Raw genomic sequence first — 16,012 nt, 5'->3', positions numbered from 1 at the left:
AAACCGAGTGAAACCCACGGATCCTTCCACAGCCGTCAGCTTCCTCTCACCCAGGGGTGACTCAGCGCGGTCGCGCCTGCAGCGCCGCGCGGAGCCTGGCCTCGCTCACCCGCCAGAAGTCGTGCTGTCGCCCGTCGACGAACGTGACGGGAACCTCGTCGGTGAAACGGCGCCGCAGGTCGGGGTCGGTGTCGATGTCGACCTCGTCGAACCTCTCCCCCAGCTCGTCGCACACCCGAGCCAGGACCGCCCTGGCCTCGTCGCACAGATGGCACCCGGACCGGGTGTAGAAGGTCACGCGGGCGGAGGGCTCACTCATCGATCGGGAGTCTCTCACGGGGCGTCAGCGGTCGCGGCGTCGTCCCGACGGTGCCGGTCGAGGCTGCGCAACCGCCCCTTCTTGACCCGCCCGGCGAAGGTGCGCGGCAACGCCTCGACGCTCTCGAACCGGGTCGGGCGCTTGAACGGCGCCAGCCGCTCCCGGCAGTGCTCCTCCGCCCGGGCGACGAAGTCGGCGGGCAGAGCGCCGTCGGCCGGAACGAGGTAGGCGACCACGGCATGGCCGGTGAGCACGTCGGAGACGCCGATCACCGCCGCTTCGCCGACCTCATCGAGCTCGAGCAGGCTGTCCTCGACCTCGGCGGGGTAGACGGGGAACCCGGAGACGAACACGACGTCGTCGGCCGGGTCGAGCAGCCGAAGATCTCCGGTGTCGTCCAGGTAGCCCAGATCGCCGGTGGCCCACCAGCCGTCGGCGGCGGGCGCATCGACGCCGTCGGGCCAGTAGCCGCTGAACAGGTTGGGTCCGCGGATCTCGATCTCGCCCGGGTCGCCGTCGGTCACCGGCGTTCCGGCCTCGTCGACGAGCCGGAGTTCGAGACCGGGCAGCGGGGCGCCCACCGATCCAGGCCTGGCCGTGGTCGAGCTCAGCGTGCTGGTGACCACCGGCGCCGCCTCGGTGAGGCCATAGCCCTGGTGCACGATCAGACCGGTGCGCCGGCGCAGCTCGGCCACCATGTCGGCCCCCAACGGCGCCGAACCGGAGAGGAGGACGCGGACGGGGCCCAACCGTGCCTCGAGGTCCTCCTCCCCCAGCCAGGCCTGCACGACAGGCGGGGCGACGGGGACCACGCTGCAGGCCTCGTCGTCGATCACGTCGAGGGTGGCGTGCGGGTCGAAGCTCTCGACCAGCAGGAGCTTCGCGTGCTGACGCAGTGCACCGCCCAGCACCGCCCCGAGGCCGTAGACGTGGAAGAGCGGCAGGACGCCGAGCACCACATCGTCACCCCGGATCAGCGGCGGATCGAACCCGGCCACCTGGTCGATGTTGGCCAACAGCGCCCGGTGGGTCAGCATCGCCGCCCGCGGACGCCCCGAGGCGCCGCTGGTGTAGAGGAGAACGGCCAGATGCTCCGGGTCCAGCAGGGGTGGCGCAAGGGTCGGCGGAGCGGCCCGGAGCTCGGCGTACTCGTGCTCGCCCGGGTGGACGGGCGCACCGACCACGACCACCCGCGGGCCGGCCGAGGGGTCCGCTGAGGGGGCGCCCCCGGTCACGGCATCGGGCGTCCGGGGGACGGCCAGGCGGACCTGGACCACACCGTTGCCGTCGGCCACCACCAGTCTCGCCCCCGAGTCGGCGAGCATGCGGGCGAGTTCGGCGGGCTCGCTGTGCGGATCGACCGGTACGGCGACCGCCTGGGCGCGCAGCACCGCCAGGTAGGTCGTGACGAACTCGAGCCGGTTGCCGATCGCGATCATCACGCGGTGACCGGCCACCACCCCCTGCGCCCCGAGTCCGGTGGTGACGCGGGCGACCTCCACCTCGAGCTCGGCCCAGGTGAGGCTGCGGCCTCCGGACTCGACCAGGGCGAGCCGGTCCGGCTGCTCGGCGGCAGCGAGTTCGACCAGATCGGCGACACCGACCCGGCCGGGCTGTCGACCAATCGCGGACATGCCGGTGATCTTGTCACAGGGACCACAGCCGGGCCATGGTCCGAGGGCCGGCTCGACCCTCGCCCAGTGGGCCGGCACCATCGCCTCGGCGACCCCGACGTTCTGCCGATCCCATCTCCTGCTCACGGCGGCCGGGCGTTACCCGCCACGTCCTAGAGTGACCCCGTGACTGCGCGGCGGACCACCAGCAAGCGACGCTTGGACCTCAAGCGCCGCTCGGCGCTGGCCGGTGAGGCCGCGGCCGCCAACGCCGAGGTCGAGATCGCGCTCGATCATCCTCCGCAGCTGGACTCGGCGGCCTTCTTCGACGTCGACAACACGATCATGCAGGGCGCCAGCATCTTCCACCTGGCCCGTGGCCTGCACCAGCGGCACTTCTTCACCACCCGCGACCTGCTCAGCGCCGCCTGGAAGCAGGCCTACTTCCGGGTGGCCGGAGTGGAGGATCCGGCACACGTCGCGGACGCCCGTAACTCCGCGCTCGGCTTCATCGCCGGCCACACCGTGAGCGAACTGGAGAGCGTGGGCGAGGAGATCTTCGACGAACTGATGGCCCACCGGATCTGGCCCGGCACCCGCGCGCTGGCACAACTGCACCTCGACCAGGGTCAGCGGGTGTGGCTGGTCACCGCGGCCCCCATCGAGATCGCCGGCCTGATCGCCCGACGGCTCGGCCTCACCGGTGCGATGGGCACGGTCGCCGAGCACGTCGACGGCGTCTACACCGGACGACTCGTCGGAGACCTGCTGCACGGACCCGCGAAGGCCGAGGCGGTCCGAGCCCTCGCCGAGCGGGAGGCGCTCGACCTGAGCCGCTGCTCGGCGTACTCCGATTCCGCCAACGACCTGCCGATGCTCTCCATGGTCGGCGACCCGTGCGCGGTCAACCCCGACCGCACCCTGCGAGCGCACGCCCGCCAACACGGCTGGCGGATCCGTGACTACCGCACCGGGCGCAAGGCCGCCCGGGCAGGGGTCATCGCCGCCGGGCTGGGCGGCATGGCCACGGGCGCGGTAGCCGCCGGCGTGGCCGTCCACCGCACCCTGCGGCACTGACCGCCCCAGCACCCGGCGACCCCGCTCGGGGGAGCCGACCCGGCCCCTCCGATCTGGTCGGCGTTCGCCCTCCGCGCCGACTCGGCGGGACGGGAGGGCCGAGCGGTCAGCGGAAGACGGACTCGCGCTGCATGAGCAGGCTGTAGAGCGTCTGCTGGATGGTCTCGCGGACCTGATCGGTCACGTTGAACACCAGCATGGGGTCCTCGGCCGCGCCGGCGTCGTACTCGTCGGTGCGGATGGGCTCACCGAACTCGAGCAGCCACTTCGAGGGCAGCGGGATCAGCCCGAGCGGACCGAGCAGCGGGAAGAACGGGGTGATCGGGATGTACGGCACGCCGATGAGCCGCGCCAGGGACGGGATGTTGCCCACCAGGGGGTAGATCTCCTCGGCACCGACGACCGACAGCGGCACGATGGGCACGCCGGTGCGCAGGGCTGCGGCGACGAACCCGCCGCGCCCGAAACGCTGGAGCTTGTAGCGGTGGCTGAACGGCTTGCCGACGCCCTTGAACCCCTCCGGCCAGACACCGACGAGCTCGCCCTGGCCGAGCATCCGCTCGGCGTCCTCCTGGCAGGCCAGGGTCGCACCGCCCTTGCGTGCCATCGCACCGATGACGGGCAGCCGGAACACCAGATCCGCTCCGAGCGGGCGGAGGAAGCGACCGCTGTGGTCGTGGACCGAGACCATCGTCATCAGCCCGTCGATCGGCACCGTGCCCGAGTGGTTGGAGACCACCAGGGCGCCGCCTTCGGTCGGGATGTTCTCGATCCCCCGCACCTCGACGCGGAACCAGCGCTCGGCCAGCGGTCGGAGCGCGGAGAGGAAGAAACGCTGGGTGATCTCGGCGTCGAAGCCGAACTCGTCCACGGCGTAGTCGCCGGTGATCCGGCGACGCAGGAAGGCGAGGAAGCGGGCCAACTGGGGCTCCCACGCCTCACCGAAGACCTCGGTGGCGGCGCGGACGAAGAGGCCGCGCCACTGTTCGGTGCTGAGCACGAACCGGTCGCTCCCGGTCGCCCCGGGCGGGGGCAGGACGTCATCGACGTCCGGGGGTGGCACGTCGCCCTCGGACTCGTGTCGAGAGCCGCGCGAGCCGATCGGGATGACCTCGGCCTGCTCGACGGAGTCGTCGGTCGGCGATACGGAGCGCCGGGAGCCGGTCGCCTCAGTCACGCGCACCTCCCGGTGCCTCGGGAAGATCGGAAAGATCAGGCAGATCGGAGTGGGGGCCGCCGACGAACGCCGGGGCGCGATCGAGACGCTGCTCGAGCGAACCGAGCACACGTTCGGCGCGGCCGCCGGTCGGCCGCAGGTCCGCGCCGAAGTCGTCGAGCGCGGCGACGGTGGAGTAGACCGGGGAGAAGCCCAGTTCGGTGCGCATCCGGGTGGTGTCCACCCCGCGCCCGAAGGTGAGGAAGGCGCGCAGCTCGGGGCTGAACTCGCCGAGCCCGAAGCGCTTCAAGGTGTTGCCCACCTGACCCAGCGCGAATCCCGGGATCGGGACGGTGGCGCGACCCAGCCGCCGGAGGATCTGGGAGAGGGGAAGGACGCCCGAGCCGGCGACGTTGAAGGTGCCGGGCTGCCCGGTGGCGACGGCGTGACACATCGCGGTCAGCAGGTCACGCTCGTGGAGGAACTGGAGCCGGGGATCGAACCCCAGCACCGTCGGCACCAGCGGGAGCCGCAGGTAGTCGGCGATCGGGCTGCGCACCTCGGGGCCGATGACGTTGGCGCAGCGCAGCACCGTGACCGAGACGTCGGGACGGCGACGGGCGAGCCCGCGGACGTACCCCTCGATCTCGGCGACGTCCTTGGCGTACCCGCTGCGCGCGGCATGCCGCGGCTCCATCTCCTCGGTGAACATGGCCGGGTCGCGGTGGCTCGCGCCGTACACCGTGGTGGTGGACTTGACCACCAGTTGCCGGACCTGCGGCGACTTCTGGCAGGCGGCGAGGAGCTGCATCGTGCCGATCACGTTGAGCTCCTTCATCGTGGTCCGCCCGCCGGTCGAGCCGGGGGTGGCGATGACGCTCATGTGGACGACCGTGTCGACATCCTCCTTGGCGATCACCTTGGCGATGATCGGATTGCGGATGTCGGCGCGCACGAAGGAGACGCCTCCGATGTCCCCCCGAGGGGGGACGACGTCGACGCCGATGACCCGGTCCACACCGGGATGCTCTGCGGCTGCGCGCGCGAACTTAAGCCCGAGGTCACGTGAGACCCCGGTGACCAGGACGACCCGACCGACGCTAGCCACGAGGTGAGGAGAGGGGGATCAGGCCCGCGTCACTTGCCGAGCTTGCGGCGCTGCACCCGCGTACGCTTGAGCAGCTTGCGGTGCTTCTTCTTGGCCATGCGCTTACGCCGCTTCTTGATGACAGAACCCACGGGAAACCTTCTCCACTCATCCGTTCGGCGACTCTCGCCGGACCGCCCCGCGCATGGATCGCGTGGGACCGGGACAGCCTATCCGGCCGCCGGGCACCGTGGGGAATCGGTGCTCGCGGTGGACGGTGCAGCAGACCCGAACCGGCCTGCACGCTCACCCGGCGTTGTAGAAGGAACGCCGGATGTATTCGTTGGCGTCCTCCTCCCGCACCCGGAAGGACCGCCCCACCCGCACCGCGGGGAGATCGCCGTTGTGCACGAGGCGATAGACGGTCATCTTGGACACCCGCATCATCGCCGCCACTTCGGCGATCGTGAGGAACTTCGCCTCGGAGATGTCCCCGGAGAGGTTGGGAGCCATGCTGCACACCACTTTCGTTGGAGGCGCTCCCCCGGTTCCCCGCCCCGGGGCGTCACGCGCCGCGATGTCGTGAGAATAGAGCCTGATGTGACTGCTGGGGAAGGGGAAACATCTGAGATTTACCCCTGAATCGGCGTGTCGGCTTGCCAGTCGAGCCGGGAGGACTGCGGACCGGCGGATCGGGGGTCGGTCGCGGGGTCACCAGGAGCAGCCGGCCTCCCCCGATCAGCGGCGCGGGAGGGCCGAGCAGCCCGCCTCAGCCGGCCTCGGCAGCCCTCATGGCATCGGGTCGAGCCCGTGCAGCGGGAAGAGCGTCTTCCGGGTGGCGTGCACGGCGCGGTCCAGCCAGGTGTCGGGGTCGTAGCCCTCCCGCCAGTCCCGGTAGAGCGGGGCACGACCGTCGGTCATCCGGGCAGGAGCGACCTCGCCCCGCAGGTGCAGGATGTACTCCCGCCAGGCCTCTGGAGTCTCGGTCTCGGGTGCGATCGGATGTCCGGCGGCGATCGCCAGCAGGTGGGTCCAGGCGCGAGGCACGACCTCGACCACGGCGTAGCCGCCACCGCCGGTGGCCAGCCAGCGCCCGCCGGTGACCTCGTGCGCAAGCCGGTGCAGTTCGTCGTACGCCGCCCGCTGGCCGTCGACGGTGAGCATCAGGTGGGCCAACGGGTCCTGGGTGTGGGAGTCGCAGCCGTGCTGGGTGACCAGGATGGTGGGTCGGAAGGCGCGCACGAGCTCCGGCACGACCGCGTGGAAGGCGCGCAGCCAGCCGCTGTCGGCGGTGCCGGGCGGGAGCGCGATGTTGACCGCGCTGCCCGGGGCGTCCGGCCCACCGTTGTCCTCGGGGAACCCCGTCCCGGGGAAGAGCAGCTGGCCGGTCTCGTGCACGGAGATGGTGAGCACCCGCGGGTCGTTGTAGAACGCCCGCTCGACACCGTCGCCGTGGTGGACGTCGACGTCGACGTAGGCGATCCGCTCCTCCCCGTGGTCGAGCAGCCACTGGATCGCGGCCGCGACGTCGTTGTAGATGCAGAAGCCGCTCGCCCGGCCCGGCATCGCGTGGTGCAGGCCGCCCATCAGGTTGACCGCGTGCAGGCTGCGTCCGGAGTGCACCAGCCGGGCGGCCTCCACGCTCGCGCCCACGATGTGGGCGCTGGCGCGGTGCATCCCCCGGAAGACCGGGTCGTCCTCGGTGCCGAGCCCGTGCGCGATGTCGGCGACCCCGGTCTCCCCGGCGCGCTCCACGGCCTCGATGTAGGCCGGCTCGTGCACGGTCGCGAGGAGGTCGAGGTCGGCGATCGGAGCGGCCACCCGGTGCATCCCGCCGAGCACCCCGAGCTCGTCGGCCAGCCGCATGGTGAGGTCCACCCGGGCAGGGGTCATCGGGTGCTCGGGCCCGAAGTCGTACTCGGTCAGGCTCTGGTCGAAGACGACCGTCGACGGGCCCGTGCATTCGAAGGCTCGCTGCATGGCCGAGACGCTACTCCTCGGTGTGACGCGCGCCGCCTGCGGTCCAGCGGCTCGTCCGCCGGCCCCGATCAGCCCCGGGCAGCGGCTCGGTCCGCGACTCGGTCCGCGGGTCCGGTCGAGGCTCCCGGTCTTGGTCCGGTCCCGGCGATGCGGGCGACCCGGTGTCACCCCGCCCTCGGCCTGGATCAGGCTCAGCCGAGCTCGACCGATCGGTCGCGGCAGGCCTCCATCGCATCGAGGAAGGCGGCTCGGACGGCGTGGTCGTCGAGCTTGCGCAGCGCCGCCGCGGTGGTGCCGCCCGGTGAGGTGACCTGCTCCCGGAGAATGCTGGGATGGGTGCCCGAGTCGCGCAGCATCGTGGCCGCACCGACCAGGGTCTGTGCGGCGAGCTCCGTGGCGGTCGGACGGGCCAGGCCGAGGTGCACGCCGGCCTCGATCATCGCCTCCGCGACATAGAAGACGTACGCCGGTCCCGAGCCCGACACCGCGGTGACGGCGTCCTGCTGCTTCTCGGGTACGACGATCGCCCGGCCCACGCCGGAGAGCAGGTCGACCACCTCGGCGGTCTGCTCCTCCGTGCAGGCCGAACCTGGTGAGACCGCAGCCATCCCCTCCCCGACCATCGCCGGCGTGTTCGGCATGACCCGCGCGACCGCGACGCCCTCCGGCACCCGCTCCTCGAGGAACGCGATCGGAACGCCCGCCGCGAGGGACACCACCAGCTGGCCCGCCCGCAGGCTGCCGGAGACCTCCTGCAGGGCCGCGTCGACGTCGTACGGCTTGACCAGCACGAGCAGCGTGTCGGCACGCTCGGCCACCTCGAGGGTGGAGACGACGTCTACGGCGTACTTCTCGCGCAGTTCCGCGGCGCGAGCGGGCAGCTTCTCGCCGACCACGACGCTGTCCTTCGGCCGGCCCGACGCGAGCAGACCGGCGAGGATGGCCTCACCCATCATGCCGGCGCCGATGATCCCTGTGATGGGTGTGGACACTGATCGCACCTCTCGACTTGCGGTTCGACTGCGGTTGGAGCTCCTGCCGCCACCGGTTTGCCACGGTCGACGGCCCCCCGCAGGATCCCACAGTGCGCCGAAGCCCCGACACGACGGCGGCGCGGACCCGGCACCTCGGATGGCAGGTCCACGCCGCCGTCGGTGGGGCGTGCTCGGTTCAGGGCGCCGGTGGGGCGGCACCCCGGCCGGGTCAGTTCCAGGTGATCTGGTTGTTGTCCCAGGCGCTGTACTTCGACTCCGAGCTGGAGTCGCTGTAGAAAGCACCGTCGACCGTCTGTCCCTTGGGGGCCAGCGCGATCGTGCAGCTCTGGTTGAGATCGCCGGGCTTGGCGCCGTCCTCGTACCCGTCACCGTCGCACGGCTTGAAGTCGCCGAACTCGATCAGGTCGGTGGCGCCCTCCTCGCCGATCATGCCGGAGACGTCGTCGGCCGGGTCGTAGTCGACCACGTCGCCGGAGACGACCTTGCCGGTGACCTGGACGTAGAACGGCGTGTAGTCGCTGGGCTTGTCGTCGCCGGTGAACTCGAACTGGGCGATGTCCTTGCTGGTGCCCTGCTCGATCCCGGTCACGGTGATCTCCAGGACGCCCTTGCCGTCGTTCACCGGAAGGGTCGCCGCCTCGCCGATGGCCAGGGAGCTGCCGGGCTCGGACAGGTCACCGGCGGGCGCCGCGGCCTGGTCCTCGGCCGGGGACTCGCTGGGGGCCTCGCTCGCCGTCTCGGTGGGGGCCTCGGTCGGCGTCTCGCTGGGGGCCTCGGTCGGGGTCTCGCCGGCGCTGGAGGAGCTGCTCTCCGCGGTGGTGGGCTCGGCGTCCTCGCCACCGCAGGCCGTGAGGGACAGAACGGCGAGGGGTACGAGGGCAGCTAGGGCGCGTCGGGTGCGCATGCCAGGTCCTTCCGGGTGATCGTCGGACGACCCGGGACCGGGCCGCCGGGCTCCCACTACCCGGGAGGGCGACGGTGAAACCGTGGGTCGGATGTGCCCCGGATCACCCGACCCAGCCCGACCGAGGCCGGGCGGTCCCGCGTCAGGAGTGCGCGGGCTGGCGGAAGTGCTCGCGGGCGAAGTCGAGCGACTCCCGGAGGTCGGCCTCCCGGTCCGCCTTGGTCTCGGCCTTGCGGGTGGTGATCTCGACGATGATCTCCCCGTCGAACCCGGTGGCGGCCAGGTGCTGGAGGAACGCGTCGGCGTTCATGTCGCCCCGGCCGGGCACCAGGTGCTGGTCCTTGGCCGAGTCGGTGCCGTCGGTGAGATGGATGTGTCGGAGCCGGCTGCCCAGCCGGTCGGCCATCGCGATGACGTCCTCCCGGGCGATCGCCGCGTGGGAGAGGTCGATGGTGGCGTTGGCGAAGTCGTGCTCGCTCGGGTCACGACTGGGGAGATACATCTCCACCCCCTTACGCCGGCGGGCGCGCCAGGGATACATGTTCTCCACCGCGAAGAAGAGCCCGGTGGAGGCCTCCAGGGCCTTGATGCCGTCGACGAACCCGGCGGCGTACTCCTTCTGCCAGCGGAACGGCGGGTGCACCACGACGGTGCGGGCACCCACCGCGTCGGCCATCTCGGCCGAGCGCTGCAGCTTGCCCCAGGGCTCGGTGCCCCACACCCGCTGGGTGAACAGCAGGCACGGGGCGTGGATGGCCGAGATCGGCATCTCGTGATGGTCGCTGAGCTGCTTGACCGCCTCGATCTGCTGGCTGAGCGAATCGGCGCCCACCATGATCTCCACCGCGTCGTACCCGCAGGCACTGGCGTAACCGAACGCGTGCGCGGTGGACTCCGGGTACACCGAGATGGTGGAGAGACCGATCCGGGTCATCGCACCCCTCCTTCGTCGAGAACGCTCATCTGGTCCAGCCGTTCCAAGATGACGCCCTCGCGCAAGGCCCACGGGCAGATCTCGAGCTCGGAGAGGCCGAAGATGTCCATGCAGCCCACCGCGACCAGGGCGCCCGGGAGGATCTGGTGCGTCCGACTGGCGGAGACGCCCGGCAGCGCGGCGAGTTCGTCGGGGGTCATCGCGGCCAGCTTCGGGGTCCAGGCCCGCAGCTCCTCCAAGGAGAGCACCCGCTTGACCAGCGGCCCCTCCCCCGACGGCGCCGCCCCGCAGATGCGGGCCAGCGAACGGAAGGTCTTCGAGGTGGCGACCGCGTGGTCGGGCCGGCCCGCCCGCAACAGGTGCCCCGCGCCGTCCGCGATCAGGGCCCGGATGTCCTTGCGCACCTCCCACAGGACCGCCTCCGGATCCTGCCGGGCCGCTCCGCGTTCGGCGATGGTCCGGGCCAGCCGAGCCGCGCCCAGCGGCAGCGACCAGGCGACGTCGGGCGCCTCGTCACCCCCGCCGGCGATCTCGAGCGAGCCGCCACCGATGTCGAAGACCGCCAGCCGGCCGGCCGACCAGCCGAACCACCGGCGTACGGCGAGGAAGGTCAACCGGGCCTCGTCCTCCCCGCTGAGGATCTCGATGCGGGTGCCGGTGCGGTCGGCGACTGCGGCCAGGACCTCGTCGGCGTTGACCGCGTCGCGGACCGCGGACGTGGCGAAGGCGAGCATCTCCGCACAGCCCTTGTCCTCGGCCACCCGCATGGCCGAGGCCGTGAATCCGGCGAGGGCGTCGACACCGGCCTCGGTGACCGCCCCCTGGGGGTCGAGGTGCTCGGCGAGCCGGAGCGGCTCCTTGTGGGAGAACGCGGGAAGCGGTGCGGCACCCCCGTGCGCATCCACCACCAAGAGGTGCCCCGTGTTGGAGCCGATGTCGAGGACGCCCAGGCGCATGCCTCCACGCTAACCCCCGGCCACCGATTCCACTGCGATCGCGGGCACGCGCCCACCTGCCCGTAGGCTGGTCCGATGCCCGAGGTCGCCCTGGACTTCCCCCGTGCGTGGGTCGAGTTCCCCCACCCCGACGACCACGACGAGGTGCTCCGCTGCGACCTGACCTGGCTGACCTCCAGCTACCGGTGCATCTTCGGCGGCGGCTGTGCCGGGATCTACGCCGACGCCCCCGATGTCGGCTGCTGCACACTCGGGGCGCACTTCGCCGACGAGGACGACGAGCGCCGGGTCGCCGGTTACGTCGAGCAGCTCGACGAGACGCTGTGGCAGCAGGCTCCCCCCCGGCCGGTCCGGCCTCAGGACTGGATCGAGCTCGACGAGGACGGCGACCGCAAGACCCGCACGACCGTCGTCGACGGACAGCGGGCCTGCATCTTCCAGAACCGGCCGGACTTCCGCAGCCCGCTCCCGGGTGTCGGCCCGGGCTGCGCCCTGCACGCGCTCGCGCTCCAGCAGGGCCGGCACCCGCTGGAGACCAAGCCGGACGTGTGCTGGCAGCTGCCGATCCGGCGTACCTATCGAGACGTGGAGCGGCCCGACGGTACGACGTACCTCGAGGTCACCATCGCCGAGTACGACCGTCGGGGCTGGGGTTCGGGCGGGCACGACCTGGACTGGTACTGCTCGGGCAACACCGAGGCCCACAATGCACCGGACCCGGTCTACGTCTCACACGCCGCCGAGCTCACCGCGCTCATCGGCGCCGGGGGGTACGCCGAACTCGCCCGGCTGTGCGAGGAGCACCTGCGATCCCGCTCCCGGCTGGCCGTGCACCCCGCCTCTGCCGGGCGCTGACCCCGTCTCCTACCGGCCGGTCGGATCGTCTCGACGTCGAGAGACACCGACCCCGGATTCACACCCCGGGAGGGGGTGTGACCACAATCGACCATGCGCCTGGACCACCTTTCATACGCCGCCGGACCCGAGGGATTGGCCGCGACCGCCGAGTGGCTCGGTGGGCTGCTCGGTCAGGAGTTCGTCGACGGGGGCGTGCACCCCCGGTTCGGCACCCGCAACATGACCTTGCCGCTGCGCGGAGGGATCTACCTCGAGGTCGTCGAGCCGCTCGACCACCCCGCGTCCGACAAGGCCCCCTACGGTCAGGCCGTCAAGGCCCGCGCCGCCCTGGGCGGCGGCTGGGTCGGCTGGTGCGTGGCCACCAGCAACCTCCCGGCCGTGGAGCAGCGACTCGGTCGCTCCGCCGTCGACGGCAACCGGCGCCTGCCCGACGGCACCGAGCTGGTCTGGAAGCAGATCGGGATCAACGGCCTGATCGCCGACCCGCAGCTGCCCTACTTCATCCACTGGCTCAGCGACCGGAAGCTGCACCCCGGCAACGCCGGCTCCGACGTCACCCTCACCACGCTCGAGATCGCCGGCGATCCGCAGCGGGTCAAGGACTGGATCGGCGAGGACCTTCAGGCGCGCGTCGACCCGTGGACCGGCAAGCCGGCCGCCAACGTCGCCGTCGAGTGGATCGCCGAGCACGGCACCCCCGGCCTGCAGGCCTGCAAGTTCCAGACCCCCGGCGGCGAGGTCCGGATCTGACCCCTCGTCCCCTCGGCGGTGTACCGCGCGGAGCGGTACCCAGCCCCAACATCTGGCACCACACCGCCACCTACGAGGTCGAGAACCGGGCCGCCGATCCGGACGGTCGACTCTGGTCGGCGCTGCGCGAGGCCGCCGACTGGGACGGCCGTGACGTGCTCGACCTGGGCTGCGGCAGCGGCTACCACCTGGGCCGGTTCGCCGCGACCGCCCGCTCGGTCCTCGGCGTGGAGCCGCACCCCGACCTCTGCGCGCTGGCCCGGCGGCGTACCCGCCGAGCGACCAACGTCGAGGTCCGCCAGGGCGTGGCCCAGGACCTCCCGCTGACCGACGCATCGGTGGACGTCGTACACGTGCGGTGGGCCTACTTCTTCGGCCCCGGCTGCGAACCCGGACTGACCGAGCTCGAGCGGGTGCTCCGCCGCGGCGGCACCGCGCTGGTGATCGACAACGACCCGACCCGATCCACCTTCGGCCGCTGGTTCCGGCGCGGCTACCCCACCGTCGATCCCGACGCGGTCGAGCGGTTCTGGTCCACCCGCGGCTGGCAGCGCCGGGTCGTCGACATGGGCTGGCGGTTCGGCTCCTGGGAGGACCTGGCCGCCGTCGTGCGCATCGAGTTCACCCCTGAGACCGCCGAGGCGATCCTCGCCGAGCACCGGGCCGCCGGCGGAGCGCTCGAGGTGGACTACGCCGTCAACCTGTGGTCGCGCGACTACTGACGATCTCCTGCCGGCTCCCGCTCAGCCGAGGCGCGGCCCGCTCGACCCGCGCACCCGCAGGGTCGGCGGGAGCAGCACCCCCGGCCCGACGTACGACGGACGGGCCAGCAGTCCCTCCAGCGCGGCGACGATCTCCTCGGCCACCTGCTCCAGCGGCAGCCGGACGCTGGTGAGTCCGCCGGGGAGGCACTGGGCGACCAGGGAGTCGTCGTACCCGACGACGGCGAGGTCCTCCCCCATCCGCAGGCCGCGCTCGTCCAGCAGGTGGAGCACGCCCATCGCCAGCGTGTCCGAGGCGCACACGAAGGCCGTCGGTCGGGCCTCGTCGAGGAGGACGGCGGCGGCGCTGCGCCCGGAGGCGATGGTGTCCTCCACCCGGGAGGCCATCGCCGTGGTGGAAAGACCGTGTGCCTTGAGCACCCGGCTCCACCCCGACCGGCGCTCCTCTCCGATCCGGGAGTCCTTGTGCCAGCCGATCCAACCGATCCGGGTGTGCCCCAGGCCGATGAGGTGCTCGGTGGCCAGCGCGGCACCGGCCGCGTGGTCGACGTCGACCCACGGATGGCCGGCGTCGGGATCGGCCCACGGGCGGCCGAAGGCGACGAAGCGCGCGCGCCGGCTCTCCAGGAAGGCGAGTTGCGGCTGGTCGAGGTGGGTGTCGGTCACCACGAAGGCGTCGACGGCGGTGGAGCGGAGCAGGTCGTCGTAGCCGGCGGTGCCGGTGCGGTCCTCGGGGTCGTCGGTGACCAGCATGATGTGGTAACCCGCCGTACGGGAGGTGTCGACGAGGGCGTGCACGAACCGGTCCATCAGGGCGTGCGCCGTTCCCTCGGGCGCCGGCCGCGCGCGCAGCCCGATCAGGTGCGAGGCCCGGGTGCGCAGGTTGCGCGCGGCCCGGTTGGGGACGTAGCCGAGCTCGTCGATCGCCTCCTGCACCCGGGCGAGGGTGTCGGCGCGCAACAGGTCGGGATTGTTGATGGCGTTCGACACCGTCTGCCGGGAGACACCCGCGACCTCCGCGACGTCGGCCAGCGTCGGCGCGCTGGCGGCCCCGCGGTTGACGATCCGGGACACCACACCTCCACTGTTCGACCTTCGGGTTGATCGTTCCAAGCCCGATCATAGGCCCGACCGGCGGTGGCCCGGGTCCGGCTACTGCTCGAGCGGTCACCGCCACCTCGATCCAGGACTGTCGGCGCTCTCACCTACGGTTCGGGGCATGGCTAAGTCGACGACCCGGGCCGCGTTCCGATGCAGTGAGTGCGGCTGGGAGACGGTGAAGTGGGTGGGCCGCTGCCAGGAGTGCCAGGCCTGGGGATCGGTGGCCGAGGCGGCAGCTCCGAGCGGGCGGACCTCCGCGGCCCCGACCACCACGGCCGCGGTGCCCATCGGCGAGGTCGGGCTCGACGAGTCCGCCTCGCACACCAGTGGGGTGCCCGAGCTCGACCGCGTCCTCGGCGGCGGCCTGGTCAAGGGCGCGGCGATCCTGCTCGCCGGCGAGCCCGGGGTCGGCAAGAGCACCCTGCTGCTCGAGGTCGCCGCCCAGACCGCCCGCTACCAGCGCCGCACCCTCTACCTCACCGGGGAGGAGTCCGCCTCGCAGGTGCGCCGCCGGGCCGACCGCACCGGCGCCGTGCAGGACGAGCTCTACCTCGCCGCCGAGACCGACCTGGGCGCGGTGCTGACCCACATCGAGGAGGTGCGACCCGAGCTCCTGGTGGTCGACTCCGTCCAGACGATCGGCGCGAGCGGGGTCGACGGCGTCCCGGGCGGCGTCACCCAGGTCAAGGAGGTCGCCGCCGCGCTCATCCGGGTGGCCAAGACCAGGGGCATCACCACGGTCCTGGTCGGGCACGTGACCAAGGACGGCACCATCGCCGGGCCCCGGGTGCTGGAGCACCTGGTCGACGTGGTGCTCCACTTCGAGGGCGACCGGGAGTCACGGTTCCGGATGGTCCGTGCGATGAAGAACCGGTTCGGCCCGGTCGACGAGGTGGGCTGCTTCGAGATGTCGCACGAGGGCATCGCCGGTGTGCTCGACCCGACCGGGCTGTTCATCGAGAGCCACCGCACCCCGACGCCGGGCTCCTGCGTGGCGGTGACCATGCAGGGGCGTCGCCCGCTGCCGGTGGAGGTGCAGTCCCTGGTCACCCCGACCCTGCAGGAGAGACCGCGCCGCACCACCTCCGGGATCGACGGCAACCGGCTGGCGATGGTGCTGGCGGTGCTGCAGCGGCACTGTGGCATGCCGCTGCACCAGCGCGACGTCTTCGTCTCGACGGTGGGCGGGGCCCGCATCACCGACCCCGCGGCCGATCTGGCGCTCGCCCTGGCGGTCGCCTCGGCCGAGCTCTCCACGCCGCAGCCCTCGGGGGTGATCGCGATGGGCGAGATCGGCCTGGCCGGGGAGCTGCGCCGGGTGCGCGATCTGGAGACCCGGCTCGGCGAGGCGGCCCGGCTGGGTTTCTCCCTCGCGCTGGTGCCCGCCGGGGCACACGCCGACGCCGGCCGGCGCGAGCGCACCATCGACGGACTCCGGGTCTTCGAGCTCGCCACCGTGGCCGACGCGCTGGCCCTCACCCGGCTCACCCAGGAGGCCAGACCGAGGCGTCGGGAGGCCGGCATGGCCGAGGACTGAGGAGGCCACCGGTCCGCCCACCG

At 72.1% G+C, this 16,012-nt stretch carries 17 protein-coding genes; 5 read left to right on the top strand and 12 right to left on the bottom strand.

The features are described from left to right. Positions 1-61: 61 nt before the first annotated feature. Positions 62-319 carry a glutaredoxin family protein gene (locus tag G515_RS0111975; RefSeq protein ID WP_028660324.1) on the bottom strand — a complete coding sequence of 86 codons (258 nt, stop codon included), beginning with the start codon at positions 317-319 and terminating at the stop codon, positions 62-64. Positions 320-333: 14 nt separating this feature from the next. Further along, a complete protein-coding gene (locus tag G515_RS0111970) occupies positions 334-1,953 on the bottom strand; it encodes an AMP-binding protein (protein ID WP_028660323.1) in 1,620 nt (539 codons plus the stop codon). Positions 1,954-2,118: 165 nt separating this feature from the next. On the opposite strand from G515_RS0111970, the gene G515_RS0111965 reads away from it, so the two are divergent. After that, entirely contained in the window at positions 2,119-3,009 is an 891-nt protein-coding gene (locus G515_RS0111965) for an HAD family hydrolase (RefSeq protein WP_051218320.1), read from the top strand. Positions 3,010-3,115: 106 nt separating this feature from the next. Here G515_RS0111965 and G515_RS21105 read toward each other — a convergent pair whose 3' ends face one another. The 9 genes from G515_RS21105 to G515_RS0111920 form a co-directional block, all read right to left on the bottom strand. Further along, on the bottom strand, positions 3,116-4,186 hold the full coding sequence (locus G515_RS21105) for a lysophospholipid acyltransferase family protein (protein ID WP_245565373.1): 1,071 nt from the start codon (positions 4,184-4,186) through the stop codon (positions 3,116-3,118). Further along, a complete protein-coding gene (locus tag G515_RS21100) occupies positions 4,179-5,273 on the bottom strand; it encodes an NAD-dependent epimerase/dehydratase family protein (RefSeq protein ID WP_036555468.1) in 1,095 nt (364 codons plus the stop codon). The genes G515_RS21105 and G515_RS21100 overlap by 8 nt, the downstream gene beginning before the upstream one ends. Positions 5,274-5,302: 29 nt before the next feature. After that, on the bottom strand, positions 5,303-5,404 hold the full coding sequence (locus tag G515_RS23090; protein WP_084653504.1) for a 30S ribosomal protein bS22: 102 nt from the start codon (positions 5,402-5,404) through the stop codon (positions 5,303-5,305). Between the two features lie 154 nt (positions 5,405-5,558). After that, entirely contained in the window at positions 5,559-5,765 is a 207-nt protein-coding gene (locus G515_RS0111945) for a helix-turn-helix domain-containing protein (RefSeq protein ID WP_028660321.1), read from the bottom strand. 276 nt (positions 5,766-6,041) lie between these two features. Then, positions 6,042-7,232 carry an acetoin utilization protein AcuC gene (locus G515_RS0111940; protein ID WP_028660320.1) on the bottom strand — a complete coding sequence of 397 codons (1,191 nt, stop codon included), beginning with the start codon at positions 7,230-7,232 and terminating at the stop codon, positions 6,042-6,044. A 191-nt stretch (positions 7,233-7,423) separates the two neighbouring features. Further along, complete coding sequence (gene proC / locus G515_RS0111935) at positions 7,424-8,224, bottom strand: pyrroline-5-carboxylate reductase (protein ID WP_245565371.1); 801 nt, start codon at positions 8,222-8,224, stop codon at positions 7,424-7,426. Positions 8,225-8,435: 211 nt separating this feature from the next. Continuing rightward, complete coding sequence (locus G515_RS22735; RefSeq protein ID WP_051218319.1) at positions 8,436-9,131, bottom strand: hypothetical protein; 696 nt, start codon at positions 9,129-9,131, stop codon at positions 8,436-8,438. A gap of 142 nt (positions 9,132-9,273) precedes the next feature. After that, positions 9,274-10,065 carry a sugar phosphate isomerase/epimerase family protein gene (locus G515_RS0111925; RefSeq protein WP_028660318.1) on the bottom strand — a complete coding sequence of 264 codons (792 nt, stop codon included), beginning with the start codon at positions 10,063-10,065 and terminating at the stop codon, positions 9,274-9,276. After that, a complete protein-coding gene (locus G515_RS0111920) occupies positions 10,062-11,021 on the bottom strand; it encodes a Ppx/GppA family phosphatase (protein ID WP_028660317.1) in 960 nt (319 codons plus the stop codon). Before G515_RS0111920 ends, G515_RS0111925 begins: the two co-directional genes overlap by 4 nt. A gap of 75 nt (positions 11,022-11,096) precedes the next feature. Here G515_RS0111920 and G515_RS0111915 point away from each other — a divergent pair, with 75 nt between their 5' ends. The 3 genes from G515_RS0111915 (at position 11,097) to G515_RS0111905 (ending at position 13,351) form a co-directional block, all read left to right on the top strand. Next, positions 11,097-11,876, top strand: a complete 780-nt coding sequence (locus G515_RS0111915) for a DUF3109 family protein (RefSeq protein WP_028660316.1) — start codon at positions 11,097-11,099, stop codon at positions 11,874-11,876. Positions 11,877-11,969: 93 nt separating this feature from the next. Then, positions 11,970-12,629 (top strand): VOC family protein, encoded by a 660-nt coding sequence (locus tag G515_RS0111910; protein ID WP_028660315.1) that lies wholly within the window; start codon positions 11,970-11,972, stop codon positions 12,627-12,629. Beyond that, a complete protein-coding gene (locus G515_RS0111905; RefSeq protein WP_028660314.1) occupies positions 12,626-13,351 on the top strand; it encodes a class I SAM-dependent methyltransferase in 726 nt (241 codons plus the stop codon). The genes G515_RS0111910 and G515_RS0111905 overlap by 4 nt, the downstream gene beginning before the upstream one ends. 21 nt (positions 13,352-13,372) lie before the next feature. Here the strand turns inward: G515_RS0111905 and G515_RS0111900 are convergent, their stop codons facing one another. Then, a complete protein-coding gene (locus G515_RS0111900) occupies positions 13,373-14,425 on the bottom strand; it encodes a LacI family DNA-binding transcriptional regulator (protein WP_051218318.1) in 1,053 nt (350 codons plus the stop codon). A gap of 145 nt (positions 14,426-14,570) precedes the next feature. Here G515_RS0111900 and radA point away from each other — a divergent pair, with 145 nt between their 5' ends. Next, positions 14,571-15,989: a DNA repair protein RadA gene (gene radA / locus G515_RS0111895; RefSeq protein ID WP_028660312.1), complete on the top strand. Its 1,419-nt coding sequence runs from the start codon at positions 14,571-14,573 to the stop codon at positions 15,987-15,989. Positions 15,990-16,012: the final 23 nt, after the last annotated feature.

The sequence above is a fragment of the Nocardioides insulae DSM 17944 genome (assembly GCF_000422825.1).
Lineage (GTDB): Bacteria > Actinomycetota > Actinomycetes > Propionibacteriales > Nocardioidaceae > Nocardioides > Nocardioides insulae.
The sequence above is the reverse complement of the archived record's forward strand: the minus strand, read 5'-3'. Positions and strand labels throughout refer to the sequence as shown.

What these genes read in the sequence shown, in the direction of transcription:
- G515_RS0111975 (WP_028660324.1), bottom strand. Translation starts at nt 319, where the DNA reads ATGAGTGAGCCCTCCGCCCGCGTGACCTTCTACACCCGGTCCGGGTGC.
- G515_RS0111970 (WP_028660323.1), bottom strand. Translation starts at nt 1,953, where the DNA reads ATGTCCGCGATTGGTCGACAGCCCGGCCGGGTCGGTGTCGCCGATCTG.
- G515_RS0111945 (WP_028660321.1), bottom strand. Translation starts at nt 5,765, where the DNA reads ATGGCTCCCAACCTCTCCGGGGACATCTCCGAGGCGAAGTTCCTCACG.
- G515_RS0111940 (WP_028660320.1), bottom strand. Translation starts at nt 7,232, where the DNA reads ATGCAGCGAGCCTTCGAATGCACGGGCCCGTCGACGGTCGTCTTCGAC.
- G515_RS22735 (WP_051218319.1), bottom strand. Translation starts at nt 9,131, where the DNA reads ATGCGCACCCGACGCGCCCTAGCTGCCCTCGTACCCCTCGCCGTTCTG.
- G515_RS0111925 (WP_028660318.1), bottom strand. Translation starts at nt 10,065, where the DNA reads ATGACCCGGATCGGTCTCTCCACCATCTCGGTGTACCCGGAGTCCACC.
- G515_RS0111920 (WP_028660317.1), bottom strand. Translation starts at nt 11,021, where the DNA reads ATGCGCCTGGGCGTCCTCGACATCGGCTCCAACACGGGGCACCTCTTG.
- G515_RS0111915 (WP_028660316.1), top strand. Translation starts at nt 11,097, where the DNA reads ATGCCCGAGGTCGCCCTGGACTTCCCCCGTGCGTGGGTCGAGTTCCCC.
- G515_RS0111910 (WP_028660315.1), top strand. Translation starts at nt 11,970, where the DNA reads ATGCGCCTGGACCACCTTTCATACGCCGCCGGACCCGAGGGATTGGCC.
- radA (WP_028660312.1), top strand. Translation starts at nt 14,571, where the DNA reads ATGGCTAAGTCGACGACCCGGGCCGCGTTCCGATGCAGTGAGTGCGGC.